This window comes from Streptomyces sp. NPDC008079, assembly GCF_042957385.1.
Taxonomy (GTDB): domain Bacteria; phylum Actinomycetota; class Actinomycetes; order Streptomycetales; family Streptomycetaceae; genus Actinacidiphila.
Window position 1 is genome coordinate 896,474 of sequence record NZ_JBIBIC010000001.1, and the last position, 23,558, is coordinate 920,031.

A 23,558-nucleotide genomic window follows, 5' to 3' on the forward strand; every position below is an offset into this window, starting at 1 on the left:
AGTACCTCGAACCCGCACACTCTGGGTTGCACAGTATGGCAAAATGCGACGCCTCGGTCGGGTATATCCGGCTGTTACGGCCATCTCTGGGGGATTCATGCGTTGTTGCACCGCCCTGTCTGCGTTAGCTGCCGTTCGTGCGAGGGGGGAGGCTCAGTGCGCATGAACTGGCGTGTCCCGCTCCCTGGCCCGTTCTCGATCAGCGGCCACGTCGGCGGTAGGTCACGCCGCCGCGGGACAAGCAACAGCGGGGGGCAGGGCTGCATCGCAGGCGGGTTCAAGTTGTTTGGATACCTACTGCTATGCGAACTGTGGCTGTGTTGGTGGGCCGTCAAACCCATCTATATCGCTGGGGTACTGGTGCATCGAAAGGTGGCGGGTCGGCACACGCCGATTTGGCGTTCCCGTAACGGCTGGTGGTAACGCTTGGACTGCGGCGGTTCCGTTCGAACGGGGCCGGATGGGAGCCAATGAGACCGGGGCCGGGACCAGGCCCGTGTTTCGCGAGGATGTCGGGTGGGGCTCCGCGGTTACCGAGGGCGCCGTTTCGGTGGTATCGGCCCGGGAATGACGTCGAGGTTCATGTGCTCCTTGAATAGGTGCACCAAGTTCGCTCCGTCGAGGAGTTCGAGCCGTCCATGCTCGTTGGCGAACGCCTCGCTGGCCCGGCCGAACCAGGATGTGGTCACCAGGATGCCCTTGGCCGCTCGCTTGTGTTCGACGACGCCAGCGAGTGCGGAGACGGTCTCGAAGGGGACCACGTTCTTCGTGCGCTTTGCCTGGATGATGCACAGGCCCTTCATGACTGGGTCGGTGTTCATCGCGACTGCGTCGACGCCCTCGTCTTTCGAGGGCTGGGTGTTCACGCTGTCGAGGCCGATGGCTTCGAACAGTTGTCGGATGAGGTGTTCGAACTCCGTGGGCTTCAGGTCCATCAGCACGGGGCGGCTGTCGAGGCCGGCCACGACATCCAAGCTGTCCATGAGCCGGTACTTGGAGAGGTCGAAGGTGACGAGCGGGCGTACCGGTTCGAGCTCGTACGGGTTCGGTGAGATGAGCGAACGCAGCCGCTTCAAGCAGGCCCGTGGGTCGACATGGGTCAGTACCAGTTGGTTGAACTCGGTGCGTTCCGCCTGAAGTGTGATCAAGCACGGATGTACTTTTCGTCCTGTGGCCCGGTCGATGGTGGCCACGTGTCCGTTCAGTGCGATCGATTGGATCACGCTGTCGGTGTCGGCTACGAAGAGTTCATGCACCGTGCGCAGGGCCGTCTGCGCCAGGACCGATGCGTACAGCTCCTTCCGCTCTTTCTCGGGGCGTGGGACAGACACCACCTCGTCGCGCGCCTTTACGTAGCGGTAGGCGCGAGCGGCCGGGACCACGTCTTCCAACGGGAGGTCGATCTCAACGAGGAGGTCGCCCGTATCGGCCTGAAATGAGACCTGATGAGCCTTCGGGAAACCGTGGGGGTACGTGGAAGCGGCAAGGACTTGGTCGATGAACCACTCGACCGCTTCGACATCCCGGTCACGATAGGCGCTGCGACGCTGCTCAAGCGCGTCATTCCACGCCTTGATCCGAGCGGCCTCGTCCTGGTTCTGCTCCGCGTGCTGAGCGCGGGCCCTCTGTAGCTTCTCACCGCGCTTCTTCTCATCGCGCGCGTGATCCCGCAGCGCATTGTCGAAGCGCTCGTGTGCCGCTTCGACCTCCGCCTCATACCCACGCCGCCCGAAGCCGAGTGCCCCACGCAGACCGCGTGGCGGCTCCGGTTCGTATTCTTCCCAACGAGGCGTTGCTGCGGCTTTGGTACGTCCGACGGGCGGGATGAACGGAGCGGGGACGAACTCCTGCCGCAATCCGTCGAAGGTCAGCGGACGTCCGTCTATCACCGCCGTGCGCAACAGCGTCGATAACAGTTCGATGTCGTGCTCGGTCACGCTGGTGCGGTCGACCGCTTCCTGCGCGCGGACTGTCTCGTACGCTAGCTTCTCCTCACGTGCCTTCCGTTTGGCCTCGGCCTCGGCCGCCTTCCGGGCCTTCTCCTGCTCCCTGGCCTGCCGTGCGAGTTCCCGTGCGTATGGGTCGTTCGCCCCCGCCACCGCTTCCCCTCAGCTCTGTGCTCGATCCTTAAATCGGAGCCATTCCGTAGTATCCCGCAGCAAGTCGATCGCGTCAGTAGGCCCTCGTCGAGGAGCTCGCTAGTCACGAACAGCCCTGATGGAGAGGCAACTGGACGCCGAGCTGTCTTCCTCGGGGGCGGGTCGGCGGCCCGCTTGACCAGTGGTGGGGCAGTCGTTCAACTGCCCCGTCAGCGTCCACCGTTGCTAGCTCCTGACTGCCTGAGAGGCTGGCTTCTGGGGTCTCGACAGCGTCTGAAGCCGGACAGCGACTGCGCTGGCCTCGCTGCGTGACTTCGAGATATCCCTCCACCCTTAATTTTTCCTGTGATATTTTTACGCCTGTGATTAAGCCCGAAGTCGCGCTCATCCGCGACGCCACAGCAGAGCTCTGTGAGCCGTTTCACGACGCCTTCGCTTGGGCGCACCAGCGCCAGCGCAAGCAACTGCCGGAACTTCTCAGCCCGCAGTACGGCTGGTTGAGGACCCACCTGATCCGAGGACTTGCCCACAGCCGACTGTGCAAGCTCGGTCTCGGAGCGTGGACGCTGAGCGGGAACCACGCTCGTAACGGTGAGCTATGGCTGACTGGCGGAGACTACCGAGTGCGCCTTCTTCACGGCTTCCGGGACGATCACGTCCCCGCCCCGGGCCTGAACCACGAGCGAAGGGCCTACTACTACAACCCGCGGCTGCCTGCGGTGCAGCAGGAACCCCTGTCGGGGCCGACGCACGACAAGCTGCTCATCCTCTGGCGCATTGATCACAAGGGCGCCCCACTCTTCCGGGTCGTTCGAACGACAAGGCCGTGGGCCTTCGGGAAGATGGCGGAAGTCGATCTAGACTTCCCCCTGCTTGCCACTGCTGAGGACCTCCGTGGGCTGCGGTTCGAGCCGCAGGACGAAGGTCTGGAACTCCAACTTCCCAACGAGGAGACACTCGATGCCGACCGCGCTGGAGGCTTCCCCCGGTGAGCGGCTCCGTACCCTTCGAGACCTCCTCGGACTGACAGGTGCCAGCCTGACTGCGATGTCCGGAGTCAGCCAGAGCTGGATCTCTCAAGTAGAGACGGGGGCACGAGAGCCTTCTGAGGATCGTCTGCGCTTGATCGCTGAAGCCACGGACACCCCGATGTCGTTTTTCCTCGCTCAGCCCTCTTCGGTCCCGCTGGACTCTCTCCGGTTCCGGAAGATGGCGTCAGCGAGCCGCACACTCACCCGGCGCATCAGTGCGTTTTACGGTGAAAGTTTTCGTGTCACGGAAGAGGTCACGACCCGATCAGGCTATCCAGCTCCGCCACTGCCTTTCGCCACCAATGCGGAAGTGAGCCGTAGCGACATCGAAGAGCTGGCCGCCCAGACGCGGGTTGCCCTACGTTTGGCGCCGGACAAGCCGATTCCCCACCTGACCCGTGCTCTGGAACGGGCTGGTGTAGCTGTCGCACCCATCGTCCTCCCAGACCCCAACGGGGAGACATCAAGCACGACGAACAAGCACTTTGGGGTGTCCTATTGGGCGGGTATCGGCGAAACTGCCCTCATCGCCTACTTCCCAGGTCAGCAGGGTGATCGTGATCGCTTCACTCTGGCCCACGAACTTGGACACATGGTCCTGCACTCATTCCGGCCCAAGGCAGCTGACCCTGAGACCGAGGCCAACTGGTTCGCTGGCAGTCTCTTGGTCCCGGAGGGCCGTGCTGAGCAAGAGATCACCGATCGACTGACGCTTGAAGGCTACGCCCGGTTGAAGGCTACTTGGGGAGTCTCGATCCAGGCTCTGATCATGCGAGGGGCTGCGGTAGGCACCATCGACGAGAGTCGCAAGCGGTCTCTCTACGTGCAGGTAACCCAGCGAGGATGGCGCAAGAACGAGCCCGTGACAGTGGGCCACGAGTCACCTCTGCTGCTCTGGAAGCTGCTGTCCAAGCAGTTCGGCGACAAGCCGTATCTTCCAGCAGCGGAAGCGCTGGCAATCCAGCCGGCGGTGCTTCGCTCCATCGCACCCCAACCAGATTCGCGACCCTCGTCCGCCGACCAACCCCCGGCGGGACGGGTTGTCGCATTCCGCCCTCGCCCAGCTCCCTCCTTCGATGACGGCTCCGACGCTCAGGCGCGTTGAAGCTCACCCCAAGCTCGGGCCACCCGAAGAGGCAGGGGCTTACGATTTTCAGAAGGGCGGCTCTGCTCCATTAGTCGTTTCTTTGCGCTGACTGAGAGTCGTTGTTAGTTCGACCGTAGCCAGATACCACCAGAAGATCCAGTCGAGGAAGGCGGGATCGTAATCATCCTGCTGTGATGCGTCTCGATGGCGGATCTCGAACTTGTTGGCGATCATGAAGAGCGCGCCGTCATCAGGTTTTCCAAGCTCTGTCCGGATCAGTTCGCGTCGTTCCTCAAGAATTCCTGCCAGGACGATGATCGCAGATCGCTTTTCTTCGGTAGCGGCCCCGCGACTGCGGTAGAGGGCAATGGCGTGCTCCGTCCGCTGTTTGATGTCGGGATCGGTAACTGCCAAGGCGCGATGTACGAGGACCGTCCGTGCCTCATCCGTGATCGCCACCAGCCGTCCCTGGTCCTCGCCCTCATCGGCCAACCGATAGCGGACGCCGGCACCCATGAGCAATCGGTTCACCCTCCATCGATACAGGACTCGTGCCGGGCCGGAGTGGAACTCACGGTGATGCCAACCACATTGGTCCCATGAGTGAAAGGTTCGGTTTCGCGGGCGTGATACCAAGTCGTGAAAGACCTCTATCAGACCGAAAAAGGTGTCTTCGTCCCATCGTTGCGGTTTGAGGGGCCAGAGGTCCTCAGAGCCTAGTCGCAGCTCCAGGATCTCGGCGGCGTTCGGCAGCTCCTCATCGACATCGACGCATTCCTCGCCGAAGTGTTCAGCAAGATAGCCGCAACTCTGCATTTCCCGGATGAGCCGTGCGAAGCCGAGCCGCAATGACTCAGGGTCTGTCGGCCCTTTGATGCCAGCATTCCCTTTGCGGTGCGGCCAGTAGGGACGGGGCTCCGTGAACTGCCGTAGCTCCTGGGCGCGCTTTATCAACTCCTGGAACCAGATCCGCTGTGTGAGCACGGGGGGTAGGTCCCAGGAGGCCACGACTTCCGTACTCCAGGGATCGTCGGCTTTCGGGGCTGAGGCTGGCACACTCTCGAAATCAGAGCAGGCGCTGCCTCCATGAAATGCCTCGGTGAGCAGCCACTCGGCCCTTGATGCCCAGTCACGCTTGCCGGACATAGATATGTGGCTGGCTTCGGCAACGAACAGCGTTACGGGCCAGGTCAGTTCGTAGTTGCTGAGATCGATCACCAGGGACCTCCCACGGCTGCTGGTGACAGAGTTGCCAGGGGCAGGGCGACCAAGCGTCACGCCAGTCACCACTGTCGTGACGATACCTCTGAGGCTGAACACGCACAGCGAGTTGCCACAGCCGCTCCGTAACGTCCCTCTTGTCTCGAACTGGCAGGGTCGTTCTACGTGCTGCCCCTGGCAGCGCTGACTGTTCACATAAGCGCCGCTTCGGCGGTATCCATGGTGGCTGCAAGGTCGGCGTAGAGGCCATCCGGGAGAGAGCCCGTTCCGAGGGCACAGGATCGGACCAGATTTCGGCAGCCCTGGACTTGGCTGTCCCTGGTGAGCCTGGCTGTACAGGGGTGCGCCAGGAGTTCGCGGGCAGCGTATCCATCGCGGTCATCTGTGGTGCGGCGGATGATGTTCTCGACGAGATTGTGCGCTTCGGGGTGCTCGGGGGTGCTTATGGCGTCGAGGGCGGTGAGGCCGAGGCGGATGTCGAAGACGGTCAGGCCCGGTCTGGCTACGTGGCTCAGATAGAGGTTGAGTAGGTCTGCGATATGGCTGTCGGCTGCTTGGTCGGCGTCACGGCGGCAGATCACCGTCAGGCAGGTGGTGACGGCCTGCTCCCATGGCTCGCCCGGTGTTGTGGTGGTGAGTAGTTCTGTGGCGCGGCCCGTGTCGCCGGTGGTGAGCGCGGCGATGACGGCGACTTGGCGGCCGTCGAGCATGCGGGTGCCGATGCCGTGGTGTTGCTCGATGTGGGCGAGGGCTTCCTGCCAGCGGCCGGTGGTGGTGAGGGTGCGGGTGCCGTCGGCGAGGAGGACGCGCCAGAGCCACGCGTGGACTTCGCGTCGGTCCTCGTCGGTGTGGGTGAGGTTGGCCGGGACGGTGATGCCCTCGAAGGTGACGGGGGTGCCGGTGCCGACGGCTTCGTAGAGGTCGAGGAGGCGTTGGCGGGCGTTGTCGGGGTGGCCGGCGCGGATCTGTAAGCGGGCGAGGTTGATCAGGGGTTCCAGGCCGCGGATGGTGCTCATGGCGGGCAGCGGGCCTGCGGTCAGGTATGCCTGGGCGTGGCGGTGGCACATCTGGCGGGCGAGGTCGGGGAGGCCGATGTCGGAGGCGAGGAGGGCGGCCTGGTTGAAGACGGTGGAGGCCAGGCCCTGGTCGTTCTGCTCCGCGGCCCGGCTGGCCAGGTCCGCCAGCGCCTGCACGCGGTCGGGCAGGGGCAGACAGGCGGGGCGGAAGCGGGCGACGAGGGGGAAGCGTTTTGCTATCGGGCCGTGCGGGTCCATGGGGCCGCCTGTCGGTGACGGTGTGGGTAGGGACCGGAGGAGCCCGCCAGCTGCGCGTGCGGGCTCCCCCAAACGTGAGCTGGCGTTATCGCCAGTCGATGATGATGCGGTTCAGCGGGGTGTCGATGGCGAACAGGCCCGGCCGTTGTTCGATCGGCGGGGCGTCGAGGCGCTGGATCTCGAAGGACGCCTCGCGGCCCCGGTAATCGCGGTCCCAGGTGCGGATCGCGTCGGCGACCTTAGCGGCCAGTTCGGCGCTGCCGGGGCCGTGGCCGATGACGCCGAACTCCCAGAGTTTGCCGCCCCCGGAGGTCTTCTCATCTGACAGGCGGCGGGCGAGGTAGGTGACGGCGCCGCCGTCGACGGCTGCGGTGGAGGACGGATAGGGGTCCTCGGTGAGCAGCGTGCCCTTGGCGCCGGCCGGGAACAGCATCCGGATCAGGCCGGAGGGCAGGGAGCAGGAGACGAATAGCTCCATCCACTCCGGCGACTCCATCGCGCGAATCATCATGCCGGTCCACTCCTCGGCGCGCGGCTGGTCCAGCACGCCAGTCAGGGCCTCGGCGTCGATGGGCTGGCCGGCGGGGGCCTGGAGCCGCACGGTGCCGTCGGCGCTGAGGGGGATGACGCGGCGGTCGTCGTCGGCGATGCCGCGGCGCAGGGGCATGAAGGTGTTCATCTTGCTGCTGACGCTGGTCCAGCGCCCGTCGTGCTGCCCGTAGGCGATGGAGCGGGACACGCTGCCCTTGAGTCGCTGGGGGACGACGAGGCGTCCGCCCGGTGCGAGCTGGTCGAGCCAGGCGTGCGGGACGCCGTGTGCGCCGACAGTGGCGATGATCCGGTCGTATGGTGCGCCTGCAGCGTTGCCGACGGCGCCGTCGCGGGTCAGGGCCTCCACGTTGCTGAACCCGGCGGTGACAAGGTGGGCGCGGGCGCCTTCCACGAGGTCGTCGTCGACGTCGATCGTGGTGACGTGGCCCTTCTCGCCGACGAGGTGGGCGAGGAGTGCGGCGTTGTAGCCGGTACCGGCGCCCAGTTCGAGGATGCGTTCGCCGGGGCGGGCGTCGAGCTGGTCGAGCATGAGGGCGACAACGCCGGGCTGAGAGGCGCAGGAGATCGAGGTGCCGTCGGTGTCGTACTTGATGTTGACCGGGCTGTTGGCGTAGGCGTCTTCGAGTGGAGCGTCAGGTACGAACAGGTGGCGGGGCACAGTGCGCAGCGCGGCCTCGACGGCGGGCGTGCGGGCATATCCGGAGGCGCGGATCTGGTCGACCAGGGCGTTGCGGAGCCGAGCGGCCTCGGCCCCGTTGGGGGCGATCGTGTCGGTGGTCACTGCCTTGACGCTAGTGGTCTCGGGCGTGGCCTCGGCGGATGACGCGGTGGTGTCACTCGATCCCATGACTGCCTCTCGTGCGGTGGTGAACAGGGCGCTTTGGTCCTCCGGGAGGAGGCCGGCGCGGTTGGCGTGGAAGATCACGTGGTGGGCGATGACGGCGCGCAGGCCACGCGAGAGGCCGCTCCCGGTGGCGAGGTAGGCCAGCGTCGTTCCGGCCTGCTCGAAGGCGGCCACCCACTCGGCGCGCCCGTCGAGCGGGTGGTCCGGACGGCACAGGCTGCGGGCGTCAACGGTCATCAGCGTGCGCATCGCCGGTATCAGGGCGGCGGCCCGTTCCGAGGTGAAGTCGGTGGCCGGTCGCAGTGCGGCGGCCTTCGTCCACACGTCGCCCTGCTCGAACCAATCCAGATTGGCGGCGCGCATCAGGGTGCTGATCAACAGGACAGCGGTCTCCCGGCGGCCCAGCTGTCCGGGCCCGGGGCGGTAGGTGAGCAGGTGCCGGCTGTCCTCGTGGAAGAGGTTGTGGGCGGCGTCCATCGCAAGGGCTCCGCCGAAGGCGGTGGATTCCGGTTCGTAGATGCCGGGCAGCCAGGACTTCGCCGATCCGCTGTCGACGAGTTCGCTCAGGACCGACTGGACCAGCGACGACGGCCGCGCGGCGCGGTACCGAAGTGGCCAGGGCTGCTTGTTCATGAACCACCAGCCGTCGAGCTGCCCGGCTTCCTCGGCCGCGAGGAGGGTGGGGCCGAGGCGTTCGGCGATGGCGCGCTGGCCGCTCTTGCGGTCGGTGAAGACGACGTTGTGCTGGTACCAGCGGTCCGGGTCCATGGGCAGGGGTCCTTCGATCGGCGGGATCAGTCAGGCGAGGAGCAGGCAGGAGTCCCAGGCGGATAGGGGCGGGCTGGTGGTGGCGGAGGAAAGGAGCGCCAGGGCTATACCGGCGGCGCCGTCGAGGAACCCGGGCCCGGCCTTCTCGTCCTGTACCAGGGCCGCGGCGGCGGTGGCGGGATCAATGCCCGGTGAGCACACCGTGCTCAGAAGCGCTGGGATTGCGGCGCGGAGCTGCCCGGCAGTCGAAGGGCGGGCGTCGGCGGCGATGCGGGCCGCGACGTGGGCGAGCCCGGCGTAACCGTGGCACAGGCCGTCGTCCGTGGTGGCCTTGAGCTGTGCGGGATCGGTGAGGGCGACCACGAGGGCAGCCTCCGCCTCGACTTGGCGGCGTGCGTCGCCGAGGGTGAGGGCGGCGAGTTGCTGGGCGCGAGCGAGGCCGGCTGTGCCATAGCACCATGAGGGGCGGCGCGGTGCGGAAGGGGAGGGACACCCTTCGCGGAGGTCGGCACGGGTGACCCAGTAGGGCCAGGCAACGCCGGTGCCGGTTTCTTGCTGCCAGCGGTCCAGCCACGCCAGGATCGTTCGGATCGCGTCAAGGTGGCCCACGACGGTGTTGCCGTGCCGGACAGCGAGGGCCAGCAGCGCGAGCACTCCGCCGATGCCGTGCGCCATGCCGCTGTTGGCGTGCCCGCCGGGGAACCGCTCGTCCGGGCGGCCGGAGGGCCCGGAGGTTGTCCACCAGCCGGGCAGGGTCTCGCCGTCGTCGCTGATCGGTTCGGTGAGGCGGACGCAGTAGTCGAGGACCCTGCTTAGGGTGGAGCTGAGCGGGTCGCGGTGCAGTAGGTAGGCGCCGTAGCCGGCGAGTCCTCGGATCGTGTCGAACTCGGCCAGCTCAGGCAGGCCGCCGGCGTCGATGCGGCAGTGTGCGGCGTCGAGCCGCCGATGGACATCGCGGTCGATCTGCGCGTCGAGGTGGAGAAGGGCGCGCTGGTAAGGGCCGGGCTGGTGCTCGGTTGCGCAGGCCACGGTGTGGGCGAGGGCCGGGGCGCCGTAGAAAGGATGGCTGTCGGGTCCGCTGGTGAACGGCTGGTGGGTGGCGGCGGCGAGCCAGGTGTGGGCGCGCTGCCATGGGCCCATACCGGCCGCGGCGCGTTCGATGTGCAGCAGCGCGATCCCCAGGGGCCCGTACGCGAGTTGCTGCCGGTCGGTGGTTGTGGTGCGCGGACGCACCGGGGCGGTGTCGGGGTCGGCCAGGAGGTCGGCGACGGCGTCCGCCACCTTCAGCGCGAGAGGATCGGTCACCGTGCCCTCCGGGAGAGCCAGGCGAGGGCGGCGGCGCGGGTGAGGTAGAGGCAGACCTCTTCCTCCGGGAAGGCGACCGCGACGTGGCGCACGAAGTGGACGTGCAGCAGTGAGGACAGGACGTCGTCCAGGCGGATGCCTTGGGTGTCAGGGCCGGGGAGGTGGGTTCGGTAGGCGGCAAGCGCGGCGTCCCGGTCGGCCCACGCTTCCACGATGGCGGGCCCACCGGTTACGTCGCGCAGCGCCGCCCAGTCGTTGGACGGGTCGGCCAGCCGTACGGTATCGGTGAACTGCGGACGTGGCACGGGGGCGGGCGCGGTGGAGGGGATATGGGTGATCAGCCAGCGCATCGCGGCCTCGGTGCCGCCGAGAAACGCGGTGGCAACGGCGATGGTGTGCGCGGCCACCAGTGCACGCTGCGACGGACGTTGGCGCTGGGCGAGTTGGGTGACGACGGCCCGCGAGTCGGCACGGAACACCTCCTCGGCGGCGTCCCAGGCCCTGCCGGAGCCCCAACGGCCCATCTCTCGGTAGGAGGTGGGGAAGCGCAGGTCCGACAGCAGTCCGGCTGCGCGCAGTTCGTTGGCCCAGGTGGCGACGGTACGTGCGGTCTCGGCGAAGGCGTCGGGATCAGGCAGCGCGATGCGCAGCCGCAGGTGGTGGTCGGGGTCGCGGAAGCGGATGAACCACCAGGGCCGGCCGCCGAGCCGGCCCAGCAGGTCAGGGATGTGCTCGGCGAGGAGAACGTCCTGGCGGCGCAGGTCGCCGTAGAGGGTGGCCAGCAGCAGCGAGGAGAGGCCGGGCGTCTGGATCTGTGCCGGAGAGAAGGTCCGGGCCGGGGTGGGGGTCGGCAGCGCGGGCCAGGCCGGGGGCCGGGTCGCCTTGAGCGGTAAGACGACCTCGTGCGCGCGGCCGTCACACCAGCCGTAGGCATCGGCGTCCGGGGCTTCCACGAGGACCGCCGACGGGGTGCGGTTCAGATGCTGGTGCAGCAGAGTTCGGTGCGCGGCATGGCCAAGGTCGAGAAGCAGGCGCCGATCGCCTTCGGTCAGGTGGACTCGCTGCGGCATCCGCCGCCGGGTCCGCCAGTCCTCAAGTGCGGTGTCCCACTGGGCTTGCGGGCGGTCGCGGCCGGGCAGCTCGGCGGCTTCCAGGCGCCATCGGGCCGGGGCGAGCACCGTACGGCCGTAGCGCAGCCGAGGCAGGAACGGCATCGCGTTCGCGGCGCCCCAGTCGAGCAGGGTGACCTGGGCGCACTGGGCGCGGGCCAGCTCGGTGAGGAACCGGACCAGTGGCGGTGTGTGCTCCTTGAGGTTCAGCGCGTGCATGCCCACGGCCTCGATCCGCTGCCCGCGTGCGGGCGCGGCCAGGTACATACGGCGACCGTCGCAGGCCACCGCCAAGTCGGCCGGGGTGAGTACGTCGCCGGTCGGAACACGGTGCTCCTGGACACTGATCACGGTGGGCAGGACCTGCGGAGCGCGGGTGACGTGTGCGCTGGCGGGGTGCAGCGGCGGGAAGGACAACTGGGCGGCGACGGTGCCGGCGTAGGCGGCCGGGAGGTCGGCCAGCTCTGCTGCCAGCCGCTCGCGGTCCTCGGGAGCCAGCACGCTGAGGAACCGGCCTATGGTGACGCCGACGCCGCGGGACACGCTCGCCACTTCCAGCCGGAACCGGCCGCTTTGCAGTTCCTCGGCGCTGCCAGCGTGCACCCGAACGCCGACTTCCAGATGCGGCGGCACCCTGGGGTGCTCAGGCCCCAGCTCCATCGCGGCGATCAGCTCGTCGGTGAGGACCACTTCGTCGAGGCCGTCGAGGGCGGCAGCCGTACCAACGTGTCGTCGCGAACGGAGAGACGGGAGCGCCGCCCGTCGGCAAGGGCCCCCGGGTACCCGTCAGGGAAGCCGGTGCCGCTGTCGGCGACGACCTCGGCGAGCGGCACCATCGTGCCGATGCCGTACTTCTCGTAGAACCGGCGCTGGTACGCCTTCCACGCCTCGGTCCCGTACGGCGCGGCGCTGATCCGGGTCAGGACGAAGGCGGCCCGTTCGATCTCGCGGGCGACCTCCTCGGGCAGCTCCACCTCGGCATTCAGGTGCACGTCGAGTGCGAGGGGGCGGCGGCGCAGACTCGGGACAACAGCCCGCATCCGTGCTGCGGCACGGGCTCGGCTACTGGGGGAGTTGCAGTTGCGCAGGTCGGCCCGTAGGGAACGCAGTTCGCGGATGGTGTCGGCGACCGGAGCGACCGTGTCGGCGTTGACGGCGTCGAGCTGGCCCAGCAGGTAGTCCAAGGCGTCGGTCTCGGTGCTCGGTGCGTGCAGGCTGGTGATCAACACGTGGTTGTGGATCAGTCCTTGCACGAGTCGCTGTGCCCGTCCCGGACCTGCCTCGGCGAAGCCCTCGGCCAGCTTGTCGGCCAGGACGCCCGCGCAGATGGGTTCGCGGGCTGCTGCATCCAGGATCACTCGCACCGGTTCGGTCAATGCAATGGATGCCTCAACCGCACGCCGCCGGTCGCTGTGGATGTCGGACTCGTACGGCACGACCAGCAGTTCACCGCGCACCTGGGCGGTGTTGTTGAGGATCACCGGAAGTCGCTCCAGCAGCTCGGGACATGACTCAAGCCGTTCGACGACGGCCGTCAGCCACTCCGCGCTCGCCCGCGCGATGACCGTATGGTCCGCACCCCACGTCGCCCCTGCTCCTGTCCCGATGGTGGCTGCGGTTACGCCGGCGAACAAGCCGAAGGGAGTTGCCCGCTGCTCGGCACGCAACACGTAGCGGGCCATCGAGGCGGCGGCGCGCCGCACATCACGGTCGGAGGGATCGCCGGACGAACACAGGGCCCGTACCTGGGAGGCGAGGACCGGGCTGGCGTGCTCCAGCGCCTCGGCAACGTCCTCCTCGGACCAGACCTCCCGTAGCCACGCCAGCCGGAGAGCCGCACCGTGGGGGGAAGCGTCGTTGAGGTCAGGAACCGGGGGGACAGGGAGTTTCGGCCGAGCGACCGCACGGATGAGCGCGGTCCTACCGGCGCGGAACGCGCTGCTCGAAGCCATCACTACCTCCTGGTCAAGGCGGGCGGCCGGTGCCTTCGCCCTACGGGGTGACGAAGACACCAGCCTGGACTTGCGTGTGCCTACGGTCAGGCCACGTTGGTGGTGCAGGCGCCGCAGGTCTCGCCGCAGCCGTCATCCGTCAGGCTGATCAGGCCAGCGACGTCGCCGACCTCGACCAAGGTGACGTCCAGGTCGAAGCCGTCGGTGGTGGCAGCGTCTGTGACCACGGGGTTCGCGCTCGTGGTGTGCACGATGTTGGGACTCATGCCAACTCTCCTTTTGGGGATGGGAATTACGGGGTGGTGCTTCGGGTAACCGCTGGTTTGCGGAGGGCGTGAGGGCGACTACGCGTCTGCCGCTTGCCAGCTACCGGTCGGGGTCATGTCGTCCAGTGAGCGGGGCTCAGCGGTATCCCCCGAGCCGGAAACCTCGTGATCCGGACGGTGAGCGGCCCAGTCGCTGCGGGCGCGTTCGAGAGCCGGAGCTACGTCCTTCTCGAAGTAGTCGGCTTGGGAGCGGAGTTTGGCGGCGAGGGTGACGACGTCGGCGGGCGTGAGGTGGTTGATCCAGAGGTCACCGACCACGCGGACGTCGGCGTACGGGGTGCGTTCCCGTATATCTTCGCTGTGGGGGTAACAGGTGATGTTGCCGCTGAAGACGCTGTCCTCGGCCTCGCCGGCCCGGTTGTCGTCGTCCGCGTGGGCGGGGTTGTGGATGCGTACCGGCTGCCCGTCGAAAGGGCTCCAGTGCGCCACATCGATCAGTTCGGTGAGAAGTCTTTGGGGGAGGACATCCGCTTTGCTGGGATCTTCGGCGGCCCAGGAGGGCAGGTAGCCGGCGACGGTGATGCCATTCCTGGTGCTGATCGACCAGGTGCTGCTCCGTATGAGGGCTCCGGCCATGGACGGCTGCCGGGTGGGCGACGCGGCGGCGACGGGCCTTGCGACCGTTGAGGCAATGGTCATGGCTTCTGCTCCGTTTCTACGGGCGGCGGTTGGGTGACGGCTCCTTGGCGCTCGCCTCTGGAGAGGGTGATCGAGGCCGCCGTCAGAACGACTCGATTGACGCGGAGTCGAGGTGGTAGCTGTGCCCACCTGGATGGTCGGCGAACTCGCAGCAGGGCTCGCGTGAATCCGGATCGATCGACGGGCAGTCCGGGAGCACTTTGAGGTCGATGGGACGAGTGCCCTCCGTCCAGCGAGCCCACAGCGCTCCGCTGGTTACACCGGGAAAGCTCAGTACGAGCGCGAAGTGATCGTCGGCGCCGTGAACTTGGAGATGGCACCGTAAGTCCTGCTCAAGATCGGCGTCCTCCGGTGTCCGGTGCGGCCCGGCGAGGCGGAGGGCCTGCCGGACGAGGGACACCGGGAGCCGGGTGGTCTCGCCGCAGATGGGGAAGAGCGTCATGGCGGGTGGGTTTCCTTGCGGGTGCGGGCTGCCGTTGTGCGTCGATTCCGAAGCGGGCCGCCATATCAACTGGCACGGGCGCTGGCCGATATCGGTCGGTGGCGAGTACAGGCCAGGCGGCTGACGACGGCTCGCGTGGCCTGTCCGGAGCGCAGCACGAGTCGGCGCCGGGTGAGCGGCTGCTCGGGGATTGCGATCGCGGCCCAGACGCGTTTGCCGCGCTTCGTGGGCTCCGCGCCGCTCGCGGTTGCCAGTTGATTGATGAGCCACATTCCCCGGCCGTCCTCCGCGTCGTCCGCGGCCGAGAGCGTTCGCGGCAAGGCGGAGGAGTCGTCGTGGACCTCGATGAGGATGCGACGGTTGTCAGGGCTGGCCCTCACCTTGACGGTGAATTGCCGTCCCCCACTGTGCTGGAGTGCGTTGGTGACCATCTCGGAGACGACCGTGGCCAGCGCGAGGGTGCTGTCCTCGTCCAGGCGCAGGCCCCACTCGGTGGTCAGCTCTTCGATTCGTCGCCGAGCGGCAGGCACGGACGAGGGATCGCTGACCATGGAGAAGTTGCTGGAGTGGGCGCGCATGACGAGGGACCCTTCGACCGGGGGCAAGCCGTGATGGAGGAGTGGGATCGGTGCGCGAAGGGGAAGACGTAGTCGTCCGATTGCGTACCGTTGCTGTCGTTCGAGCCCTCAGTCAACTGCTGGCTGTGCATGATTGCGGGTGCCGGCGGGGGGTGCGTTTTTCACCGGGGGGCCGCTTTGGGGGGCCAGGATCCGTTGCCGGACTTTGAGACACTGGGGAGGCGGGCATGATGGCACCAGATGGCATCGGCGCCATGCTGCGGACGGCGCGCGAGTCCGCAGGGCGCACCCGCGAGGAACAGGCGCTGGTCCTGCAAGAGGCGCAGGGCGGCCGTTGGTTCGACCGGGAGAACCTCAAACGCTGGGAAGCCGAACGTCGCTTACCGGTCCCCGCCTGCCACCCGCTTCTGGCCGAGGCGTACGGGCTGCCGGTGGAGAAGATCGTCCGGGCGGTCGGCGAGTAAGCAGTGGCGCAGACTCCAGAATCGCCCGGATAGTGGTGAGGGGGGAGAGGAGGGCACGGAGGTGGACCGACGACGGTTTCTTGGCGTGGCAGCAGCGGCGGCAACGGGAACAGTGGCTCTGCCCGGCATCGCGGAAGCACGCCAGGGCATCAACGCGGCGCTGACCGGCTCTGATGCCGGCGACCTCGCGTACCTCGACGGCGCCTTCGAGCGGCATCGCGGCGGCTATCGCGGCCGTCCTCCCACCGTCGTCCTGACGCAGATGCGCGACGACCTCGACCTGCTGCGCGACGTCCTCAGCCGTCCGCACGCGGCTGCCGCGCGAGCCGGCCTTGCCCGAACAGCCGCTGGCATCACCGGGCTTGTGGCGATCATCCAGCACGACCGCAGCGACCAGCGGGACTCCCACGGCTGGTTCACCACCGCCGAGCAGGCCGCCCGCGAGTCCGGCGACCGGCAGATGCTCGCCTGGGCGCTGGCCCGTCACGCGATGGTCCCCCTCAACTACGGTGCCCCAAAGGCCGCCGCCGATCTCGCCGGCCGGGCCCGAGTCGAGGCCGGGCCGAACCCGTCCGCCGCTGCGGCCTTGGCGGCGGCCGTCAACGCCCGCGCCCTCGCCGCCGTCGGAGACCAGCAGGGAGCACTCCGCTCGGTCGCCGACGCCCGCCTCATCGCGGAACACCTGGACGGCACCCAGGCCGCCGACACCTGGTTCGGCTACCCGTTCCAGAAGCACCACGTCCACCTCTCCCAGGCGTTCACCCTCCTCGGCCGCACACGGGAGGCGTACGCCGAGCAGGAGGCCGCCCTCGCCCTGACCGGCTCGCCGTCCGTCATGACCCGCGCCCTGCTGGAGATGGACGCCGCGATCTGCCTCCACACCGACGGCGACCCGACCGCGGCCGCCGACAAGGCGGTCGCCGTCTGGGAGCGGCTGCCGGAGGCGTACCGCGACGGACTCGTACGAGCTCGGGCGGAGACCTTGCACCAAGTGCTTCCGGGAGCTGCCCACGCCAGGCTCGGCGAGGCTCTCGCGAGCTGACTCCGGTGCGGCGGGCGGCTCGGTAAGGCAGCTGCCTTTCCTGATGCCGGGATCGTCCGATGATGACTGTCCGAGCCACAACGTGCCCGCGTCCTTGGGGGCAAGCGACATCGATGGAGCCAACAATGACCTACCGCGGCCTCATCCTCGAATTCGGCGGCGTCCTCACCATCCGGATGCGGCTCAACGGCGAAGCCTTCGAACGCAGCGAAGGGCTCGCCCCCGGCACCTACACCCGCGCCCTGAACGCGCACCCCGACGGCGTGGCGATCTACAAGGCGCTGGAAGTCGGCGAGGCCACCCAGGAACAGTGGAACCGGGTCATCGGCGGCATCCTCGGCATCGACCCCACCGACCTCATGCGCCGCGCCCTGGCCAACCTCCACCTCGAACCCCGCATGGTCGACGCCGCCCGCCGCGCCCGCGCCGCCGGCATCAAAGTCGCCATGCTCTCCAACAGCTTCGGCCTGACCCCCTTCAACCCCTACGAAGCCCTGGGTATGTGGGACGGCCAGTGGGACGCGATCGTCCTGTCCGAACAGCTCGGCGTACGCAAACCCGATCCCGGCATCTACCTCCACACCCTGGAACAGCTCCAACTAGCGGGTGAGGAATGTGTCTTCGTGGACGACCACGCGGTCAACCGCCGCCGGCCGCTGCCTTGGGGATCCGTACGATCCACCACACGGACGCTGCCGAGACGGTGGCGCGGTTGGATGCACTCCTGGATTACGCGGTGGCAGCGGAATGACGTGATGAGCCGTCCAGCCTTGACTCGCCAACGACTGGAGTGCGGCGAATCGTACGGCTCTCCGCTGATCTCGCCAGATGCACGCTCGACGCGTCTCCGGGGCGCGCATTGTCGGAAGTCGCACGAAGCCTGAACGCTAGGCTCTGCGAGTAACTCGCCTACTGACAAGGTTTGTTGTGACTCCATCGCCGTGACCGGCCACATGGACCTCACTTCTTCTTCTGTCCCCCTGGTTCGCGCAGCCCTCGGCGAGTTGATGCGTGGCGTGGCGGACGGGGAACTGGTCGGCGTCTCCTGCATCGCAGTCGGGGCGGATTCCTTGTTCGCCGAAGCTGTCCTCGACGTCGGTGGGACCCTTGTCGCCGTGATCCCTTCCCGCGACTACCGCGAGACGAAGGTCAAAGATGCGCATGCCGCCCGATTCGACCGGTTGCTGGCGGCTGCCGGCGAAGTTGTCGTGATGGACCATGCCACCGCCGGTCGCGAAGCGTACGAAGCCGCCAACAGCGAATTGCTGCGCCGGGCCGACCGTCTCGTCGCCATCTGGAACGGCATGCCGCCCGGCACCAAGGGTGGCGGCACCGCCGACGTCGTCGTGGAAGCTCGCACCCTTGGCCTCCCGGTCACCGTCGTCTGGCCGACGGGTGCCGCACGGCGTATCGAGTGACCTCAACGCATCCTTTTTGTCGCTTTCTCTGGAGTTGGTTCGATCCGGCTTCGCCCCCAAGAGAACACGCAGGTCAGTCGTCAGACTGCTCCCCGCACCCGCGGGGATGGACCCAACGCGGCCAACAAGACGCGGTCGGCGGCCACCTGCTCCCCGCACCCGCGGGGATGGACCCTTCGTGGGCCTGGAGAACGACGCCCGCGCAGACTGCTCCCCGCACCCGCAGGGATGGACCCTCCAGTTACGCCGGGACGGCCGGGACCGTCAGCTGCTCCCCGCACCCGCGGGGATGGACCCAGCCCGTGGTCGCTCACGTCGAACGGCCCGAACTGCTCCCCGCACCCGCGGGGATGGACCCCGTGTCACCCAAGCTCTGGAGATGCTCGCCCCCTGCTCCCGCGGGGATGGACCCGAGGCGTCGACGCGACGGGTGCCGACGCCGCGCTGCTCCCCGCGCCTGCGGGGGTGGACACCCGAGGACCGGATCAAGAACGCGTCCCAGCGCGCGCTGCGAGTGGAGGTGCTACTCGGCCTGCCACCAGCCTCGTCCAGTGTGCCAGTCGGTCGCCCAGGTCAGGAAGTCGCCTGCTTGCTGATCAGGTTGTGCATCGGCGTAGGGTGCGGCGCATCCGTCTCTGAGCGACCACACCTGGCCGCGTTGCGGCCCGGCCACTACCAAGGTCCAGAACGCGCCTGGTCTTCCTTTGCCCAGTAGCACCGAGCCGTGCAGGTAGGTCTCGTGGAGTAGAGACGAGTGGAGGGTGTCGTCGGAGTAGTCGTACTCCCACTGCCACTCTTTGGAGAGGGGGAAGGCGATACCGGGCACGCGTGCGGCGGTGCCGTCGAAGGGTTCCGGGCTCCTCCAGTAGTCGGACTCCCACTCGGACCAGGTGTCCGGGTTCTCTCCCAGGCGCAGCAGACCACCTTCGACGGGTGGACCGTCATCGGTGCCGTTCGCGATCTCGGCCACGAAGGTGCGGTACGGCTCGGGAAGTGACAGATCCCCTGCTGCGGGAGACGGCCGAGAAGGTCGACTCGCTCCTTTGGCAGAATCCTGAGCGAGATCGAGGCTCCACGTAGGCACCATCCCCCCGAATCAGAGGCAGGGCGTCCTGACTTACTCCGCAAGCAGGACGCCCCGCCTTCGTCGTGCCTGAGATGCCAACCAGAGCGCTGACAGCTCGTTAGGCGGTTGAGCCGAAGCTACCGGGTCCAGTTTGCGAGGCCAGGAATGCGGCCACGCGCAATGCATAGTCAGCGGTGTTTCGAACCTGTTCGTCTTCAGCGTGGTCAGCGTGGTCTCGGAGAATGGGAACGACCGCCGAGTGGGTGGGCCACATGAAAGCCAGGACCTGAACGGCCTTGATCCGTACCTCAGCGCTAGCGTCGGTGATGGCGGCCAGGCAGGGACCCGGCTCGTGCAGGGACAGTCTGCCCCACGTGTAGACCGCAGCGATTCTGGCTTCAGCCGCGTCGTCTTGCGTGGCGCGGTCGGTCAGCAGCGCGCGAGTGTCCTCGTCGGGCCAGTGTTCAACCAGCGCACCCAGGGCCGTCTGGCGGGGCCACTCATGTGGGTCGTTGACGGCGCGGTCGGTCAGCAGCGCGCGAGTGTCCTCGTCGGGCCAGTGTTCAGCCAGCGCACCCACGGCTATCTGGCGGGGTCGCTCGTGGGGGTCTTGCGTGGCGCGGTCGGTCAGCAGCGCGCGGCTATCCTCGTCCACGTTTGCGGCCAGTACACGCAGGGCTATCTGGCGGGGCCACTCGTGGGGGTCTTGCGTGGCGCGGTCGGTCAGCAGCGCGCGGCTGGCCTCGTCGGGCCAGTGTTCAACCAGCGCACCCAGGGCCGTCTGGCGGGGCCACTCATGCGGGTCGTTGACGGCGCGGTCGGTCAGCAGCGCGCGAGTGTCCTCGTCGGGCCAGTGTTCAACCAGCGCACCCAGGGCCGTCTGGCGGGGCCACTCATGTGGGTCGTTGACGGCGCGGTCGGTCAGCAGCGCGCGAGTGTCCTCGTCGGGCCAGTGTTCAGCCAGCGCACCCACGGCTATCTGGCGGGGTCGCTCGTGGGGGTCTTGCGTGGCGCGGTCGGTCAGCAGCGCGCGGCTATCCTCATCCACGTTTGCGGCCAGTACACGCAGGGCTATCTGGCGGGGCCACTCATGTGGGTCGTTGACGGCGCGGTCGGTCAGCAGCGCGCGAGTGTCCTCGTCGGGCCAATGTGCGGCCAGTGCACCCAAGGCGATTCCGCGGGTTCGCTCGTCGAGGTCATGGAGGGCGCGGTCGGTCAGCAGCGCCTGACTCTCCCCGTCCGCCCAGAGCCTAGCGAGCGCACGTAGAACCGTGCGGCGAGGGTTCTCGTGGGGGTCGTGGAGAGCGCGGTCGGCCAACAGTGCCCGACTCTCATCAGGCCAGTGTCTGGCCAAGTCACCCACAGCCGTCCTTCGGGGCCACTCGTGTGGGTCGTTGACGGCGCGGTCGGTCAGCAGCGCGCGAGTGAGCTCGTCGGGCCAGTGTTCGGCCAACGCACCCACGGCTACATGGCGGGGCCACTCGTGTGGGTCGTTGACGGCGCGGTCGGTCAGCAGCGCGCGAGTGAGCTCGTCGGGCCAGTGTTCGGCCAACCCAAGCAGGGCTGTATGACGGGGCCACTCGTCAGGATCGTTGACGGCGCGGTCGGTCAGCAGCGTCCGAGTGGCCTCGTCCGGCCAATGTTCAATCAGCAGCTTCAGGGCCGTTTGGCGAGGATCCTCATGAGTGTCTTCCATTGCACACACAGCGATGAGGGAATGGACGCCGTTGGAATCCGGCCATCGAGACCCAAGGGCGGCCACCGCCGATGATCTCAGCACAGGGTCTGGCGATTCATGGGCGAAGAAGAGAGGAATAGCTGGCGCGGGGTAAAGGGCGCCAGCGACAGCACATGCCATCGCCGAATTCGGCAGGTGTTGGCCGTGCGCGTGAAACCAGCGCAGATAACGCTGGCGGCCAGTCCAATATTCGGTGAATGATTCCAGCGCGGGCGTAATCTCGGGCCAGTCCGGTTCGATAGCAAACTCTTCGCTATCATAGCCAACCATTTCAATGATGGCGTCGACGACCGCGTTGCTCTGCGGTTGGAGTTTTGCGATCTTCTTTACTTCTGTGAGTGCCTGGACAGCGAGGTCCAGCATCCGATGGTCGAGATCGCCGATACGGTGTGCGTGGAGATCAAGGAGGCGGTCGATGACTCGAGCAGCATCAGATTCGCTGAGCTGTCCCAAAGTCAGCAGTAGAACTTCGTGCCAGGCGGGGTCGTGCGCGCGGCGGGCGAATATGTCCTCGACGAGCTCCTCCGGGGTCCATTCGCGATCCCACGTGTAGCGATGCACGATGTCGGCTGCGGCGAGGTACTCGAGGAAGGTGCGGTGGACGAAGCCATAGACCTCGCCTCCATAGAGGCTGAGGATGAAATTGCGCTCCCGTAGTTGGTTGATCATTGCCCGGGTGGCTGCGGCGATCTGGACAGGCGGCAACTCGTACTGCTGGAAGTATTCACGGAAGACTGCTTCGAGTTCGGTGGCGTGGATGTGGTTGCCGGCGATACCGCTCTGGCCGTCTTGCATGCGGCGGGCGAGGAGACGCAGAAGTTCGTGGCGGTCGTCGTCGTCGAGAATCTGTAGTGCTTCGGGAGCGCCGTGGTTGACAAGGTGTTTGGCGTCTTGGTCCCAGTGGGCAATCAGGACGGTGACGGCGTGCCGATAGACGCCCTGACGGTCACGGGGAAGGGTCTGACGCCTGCCAATGATGGCCAAGATGGTGAGCAGAAGCGGATTCCCGGCCAGTTCCCGCACTGGGCGGGAATGGTCGACTGCGGAGGTGATCCGCTGGACCAACTGCCCGGCCAATACCGGATCGCCCGGACAAGCGACGGTGTACCAGCGGCGTGCGAACTCGCCGATCTCGCGCTCAGTGAGATCTTGGAGCATGTAGTGGGTGAAGTCTGCGCCGTCCAGAGGGCCTCGTTGATATCCGATCACCCGTGAGGTGACCATCACGCGCGCTGCCTGGTATCGGGAGGCGAAGCCAGCAATCCTGCGGGCGGTTTCCGCTCGCACCGCGGGATCGAACAACTCGTCCAGCCCGTCGAAGACGACGAACGCTCGTCCCGCCGCCAGCAGGCTCTCCATTACTGCACGAGGCGGGGCCATTCCTTCGGTCTGGTGCAGATGCTCCAAGAAGTCCTCGAAGGTGCGCTCCCGCCACCGCTCCTCGGCGTAGCTGCGCACCTCCACCACCACGGGGACGATATCCCCCAGCGTGGCCAGGGGGCCCGCCGCACCTGGCTGGGTCAACGTCAGGGCGAGATAGCGTGCGAGCGTCGACTTGCCGCCACCTGGGTCTCCCAAGACGACCAATCGCCGTCCCGACGTACCGGCCACGACATCAAGAACGGGGACAGCGGGGCGTTCTCGATAGGCGCTGCCTCGCTTCAGCGCGTCGGGCCCCACTCCAGGCGGTAGCTCTTGGTGGCCACTAGGCAGTTCACCGTGCTCGATCAACCTTTTCAGCAGTTCACGGGGCAGATCCACCGGAGGAGGATCCGAACGCACGTGAGGTGGGACGAACACCTCACGCAGCTCCACCACAGGATGCTCGCTCTGCTCCGAGAGCGGAGTGAGGACTTCCAAGTCGAGACGTCCGTAGGCTTCCCGTACTCGTGCTCCGTAGGCAGTAAGGGCCCGCTCTACCTCTTCAACGCTCGGCGGAAGTGGGTGCGCAGGCGAAGTGATGTTGATGACGGTGCTGTGCTGTCCGATTGCGTTTCCCTGCATATCACCGCTTGCAGCGAGCGCCCCACGACCGCGTGCCTCAACGCGCGGTCCTGGCAGCGGAAGGGCGTTGTCCGCGCCATCCTTCTGTCCCTTGTTCTGCCGCACGGGGTCGGTCATCCCAGTTCGCTCTCGTCGCCAATCGCGTTACCGGTTACGTCCTGGCCGGCGGCCAGAGCCTGGTCGCCGGTCGCCTCGACGTTCCTGCCGATTGCGCCTGTGGCAGACGCAGGGTGGGTGAGAGCATTGGCTACTCGGCTGCGTGCCCCTACGGCATTGCCCGTGATGCTGCCGCCCGCAGCAATCGCACGTGCTCCGTCGGCGCGCACACCGTTGGCACTGCCTGCCCCAAGGACTTGGTAAGTCGTCGCAACCGTGCCGACAAGAGCTACCACCGCCCCCACGACGCTTGCAGCACGGTCGGCTGTGTCTAGGTTCACGGCTATAGCCACAGCCATCAGACCTGCGCATGCGGCAGCGCACAGTACGGCGGTCGACCACATCACTATCCGACGTAATCCCGTCACGGCTCCCCTTCCGTTGTCGGCCCAAGGGCCGGACAGACAGAGCGAAACCGTAGCCCCTGCCAACTGTGCGCTGTG

Annotated in this window: 17 protein-coding genes, 1 pseudogene and 1 CRISPR repeat array; of the genes and pseudogenes, 6 read left to right on the forward strand and 12 right to left on the reverse strand. The window is 67.2% G+C overall.

All coding sequences use genetic code 11. The features are described 5' to 3' along the window. Positions 1–530 precede the first annotated feature (530 nt). The gene (locus ACFZAM_RS03900) at positions 531–2,099 is read right to left on the reverse strand and encodes a restriction endonuclease (protein ID WP_391042452.1); all 1,569 of its coding nucleotides are present in this window, start codon (positions 2,097–2,099) and stop codon (positions 531–533) included. A gap of 362 nt (positions 2,100–2,461) precedes the next feature. On the opposite strand from ACFZAM_RS03900, the gene ACFZAM_RS03905 reads away from it, so the two are divergent. Both ACFZAM_RS03905 and ACFZAM_RS03910 read left to right on the forward strand, forming a co-directional pair. Beyond that, a complete protein-coding gene (locus tag ACFZAM_RS03905) occupies positions 2,462–3,091 on the forward strand; it encodes a hypothetical protein (RefSeq protein WP_391042453.1) in 630 nt (209 codons plus the stop codon). Continuing rightward, complete coding sequence (locus ACFZAM_RS03910; RefSeq protein ID WP_391042454.1) at positions 3,060–4,235, forward strand: ImmA/IrrE family metallo-endopeptidase; 1,176 nt, start codon at positions 3,060–3,062, stop codon at positions 4,233–4,235. The genes ACFZAM_RS03905 and ACFZAM_RS03910 overlap by 32 nt, the downstream gene beginning before the upstream one ends. Before the next feature lie 48 nt (positions 4,236–4,283). Here the strand turns inward: ACFZAM_RS03910 and ACFZAM_RS03915 are convergent, their stop codons facing one another. The 9 genes and pseudogenes from ACFZAM_RS03915 to ACFZAM_RS03955 form a co-directional block, all read right to left on the reverse strand. Then, positions 4,284–5,438 (reverse strand): hypothetical protein, encoded by a 1,155-nt coding sequence (locus ACFZAM_RS03915; protein ID WP_391043535.1) that lies wholly within the window; start codon positions 5,436–5,438, stop codon positions 4,284–4,286. A gap of 191 nt (positions 5,439–5,629) precedes the next feature. Further along, positions 5,630–6,712: a hypothetical protein gene (locus ACFZAM_RS03920; RefSeq protein WP_391042456.1), complete on the reverse strand. Its 1,083-nt coding sequence runs from the start codon at positions 6,710–6,712 to the stop codon at positions 5,630–5,632. Between the two features lie 85 nt (positions 6,713–6,797). Next, the gene (gene fxlM / locus ACFZAM_RS03925) at positions 6,798–8,876 is read right to left on the reverse strand and encodes a methyltransferase, FxLD system (RefSeq protein WP_391042458.1); all 2,079 of its coding nucleotides are present in this window, start codon (positions 8,874–8,876) and stop codon (positions 6,798–6,800) included. A gap of 30 nt (positions 8,877–8,906) precedes the next feature. Continuing rightward, the gene (locus ACFZAM_RS03930) at positions 8,907–10,181 is read right to left on the reverse strand and encodes a lanthionine synthetase LanC family protein (RefSeq protein ID WP_391042459.1); all 1,275 of its coding nucleotides are present in this window, start codon (positions 10,179–10,181) and stop codon (positions 8,907–8,909) included. Further along, positions 10,178–13,116, reverse strand: a pseudogene (locus tag ACFZAM_RS03935) (lantibiotic dehydratase). Before ACFZAM_RS03935 ends, ACFZAM_RS03930 begins: the two are co-directional and overlap by 4 nt. 212 nt (positions 13,117–13,328) lie before the next feature. After that, positions 13,329–13,508 (reverse strand): FxLD family lanthipeptide, encoded by a 180-nt coding sequence (locus ACFZAM_RS03940; protein WP_355335922.1) that lies wholly within the window; start codon positions 13,506–13,508, stop codon positions 13,329–13,331. Between the two features lie 78 nt (positions 13,509–13,586). Next, positions 13,587–14,207, reverse strand: a complete 621-nt coding sequence (locus ACFZAM_RS03945) for a DUF6907 domain-containing protein (protein WP_391042461.1) — start codon at positions 14,205–14,207, stop codon at positions 13,587–13,589. Positions 14,208–14,289: 82 nt separating this feature from the next. After that, positions 14,290–14,649 (reverse strand): hypothetical protein, encoded by a 360-nt coding sequence (locus tag ACFZAM_RS03950; protein WP_391042463.1) that lies wholly within the window; start codon positions 14,647–14,649, stop codon positions 14,290–14,292. A gap of 65 nt (positions 14,650–14,714) precedes the next feature. After that, on the reverse strand, positions 14,715–15,254 hold the full coding sequence (locus ACFZAM_RS03955) for an ATP-binding protein (protein WP_391042465.1): 540 nt from the start codon (positions 15,252–15,254) through the stop codon (positions 14,715–14,717). A 200-nt stretch (positions 15,255–15,454) separates the two neighbouring features. On the opposite strand from ACFZAM_RS03955, the gene ACFZAM_RS03960 reads away from it, so the two are divergent. From ACFZAM_RS03960 to ACFZAM_RS03975, 4 genes are all read left to right on the forward strand, one after another. Next, positions 15,455–15,691, forward strand: a complete 237-nt coding sequence (locus tag ACFZAM_RS03960; RefSeq protein WP_391042467.1) for a hypothetical protein — start codon at positions 15,455–15,457, stop codon at positions 15,689–15,691. Positions 15,692–15,776: 85 nt separating this feature from the next. Further along, positions 15,777–16,733: a transcriptional regulator gene (locus tag ACFZAM_RS03965; RefSeq protein ID WP_391042469.1), complete on the forward strand. Its 957-nt coding sequence runs from the start codon at positions 15,777–15,779 to the stop codon at positions 16,731–16,733. A 125-nt stretch (positions 16,734–16,858) separates the two neighbouring features. Further along, positions 16,859–17,617 (forward strand): HAD-IA family hydrolase, encoded by a 759-nt coding sequence (locus ACFZAM_RS03970; RefSeq protein ID WP_391042471.1) that lies wholly within the window; start codon positions 16,859–16,861, stop codon positions 17,615–17,617. 69 nt (positions 17,618–17,686) lie between these two features. Continuing rightward, the gene (locus ACFZAM_RS03975; RefSeq protein ID WP_391043537.1) at positions 17,687–18,151 is read left to right on the forward strand and encodes a hypothetical protein; all 465 of its coding nucleotides are present in this window, start codon (positions 17,687–17,689) and stop codon (positions 18,149–18,151) included. 85 nt (positions 18,152–18,236) lie between these two features. Further along, positions 18,237–18,624: direct repeats of the CRISPR family, unit length 29 nt; unit sequence CTGCTCCCCGCACCCGCGGGGATGGACCC. A gap of 50 nt (positions 18,625–18,674) precedes the next feature. On the opposite strand, the gene ACFZAM_RS03980 is transcribed toward ACFZAM_RS03975, so the two are convergent. Next, positions 18,675–19,121, reverse strand: coding sequence for a hypothetical protein (locus ACFZAM_RS03980; protein ID WP_391042473.1), 447 nt, complete (start codon positions 19,119–19,121; stop codon positions 18,675–18,677). Between the two features lie 214 nt (positions 19,122–19,335). Then, the gene (locus ACFZAM_RS03985) at positions 19,336–22,716 is read right to left on the reverse strand and encodes a HEAT repeat domain-containing protein (RefSeq protein WP_391042474.1); all 3,381 of its coding nucleotides are present in this window, start codon (positions 22,714–22,716) and stop codon (positions 19,336–19,338) included. Positions 22,717–23,558 lie beyond the last annotated feature (842 nt).

Bases quoted from the DNA above. Each gene is read 5' to 3' on its own strand.
- ACFZAM_RS03910 (WP_391042454.1), top strand. From the start codon at position 3,060: ATGCCGACCGCGCTGGAGGCTTCCCCCGGTGAGCGGCTCCGTACCCTT.
- ACFZAM_RS03920 (WP_391042456.1), bottom strand. From the start codon at position 6,712: ATGGACCCGCACGGCCCGATAGCAAAACGCTTCCCCCTCGTCGCCCGC.
- fxlM (WP_391042458.1), bottom strand. From the start codon at position 8,876: ATGGACCCGGACCGCTGGTACCAGCACAACGTCGTCTTCACCGACCGC.
- ACFZAM_RS03940 (WP_355335922.1), bottom strand. From the start codon at position 13,508: ATGAGTCCCAACATCGTGCACACCACGAGCGCGAACCCCGTGGTCACA.
- ACFZAM_RS03945 (WP_391042461.1), bottom strand. From the start codon at position 14,207: ATGACCATTGCCTCAACGGTCGCAAGGCCCGTCGCCGCCGCGTCGCCC.
- ACFZAM_RS03950 (WP_391042463.1), bottom strand. From the start codon at position 14,649: ATGACGCTCTTCCCCATCTGCGGCGAGACCACCCGGCTCCCGGTGTCC.
- ACFZAM_RS03960 (WP_391042467.1), top strand. From the start codon at position 15,455: ATGATGGCACCAGATGGCATCGGCGCCATGCTGCGGACGGCGCGCGAG.
- ACFZAM_RS03970 (WP_391042471.1), top strand. From the start codon at position 16,859: ATGACCTACCGCGGCCTCATCCTCGAATTCGGCGGCGTCCTCACCATC.
- ACFZAM_RS03975 (WP_391043537.1), top strand. From the start codon at position 17,687: ATGGACCTCACTTCTTCTTCTGTCCCCCTGGTTCGCGCAGCCCTCGGC.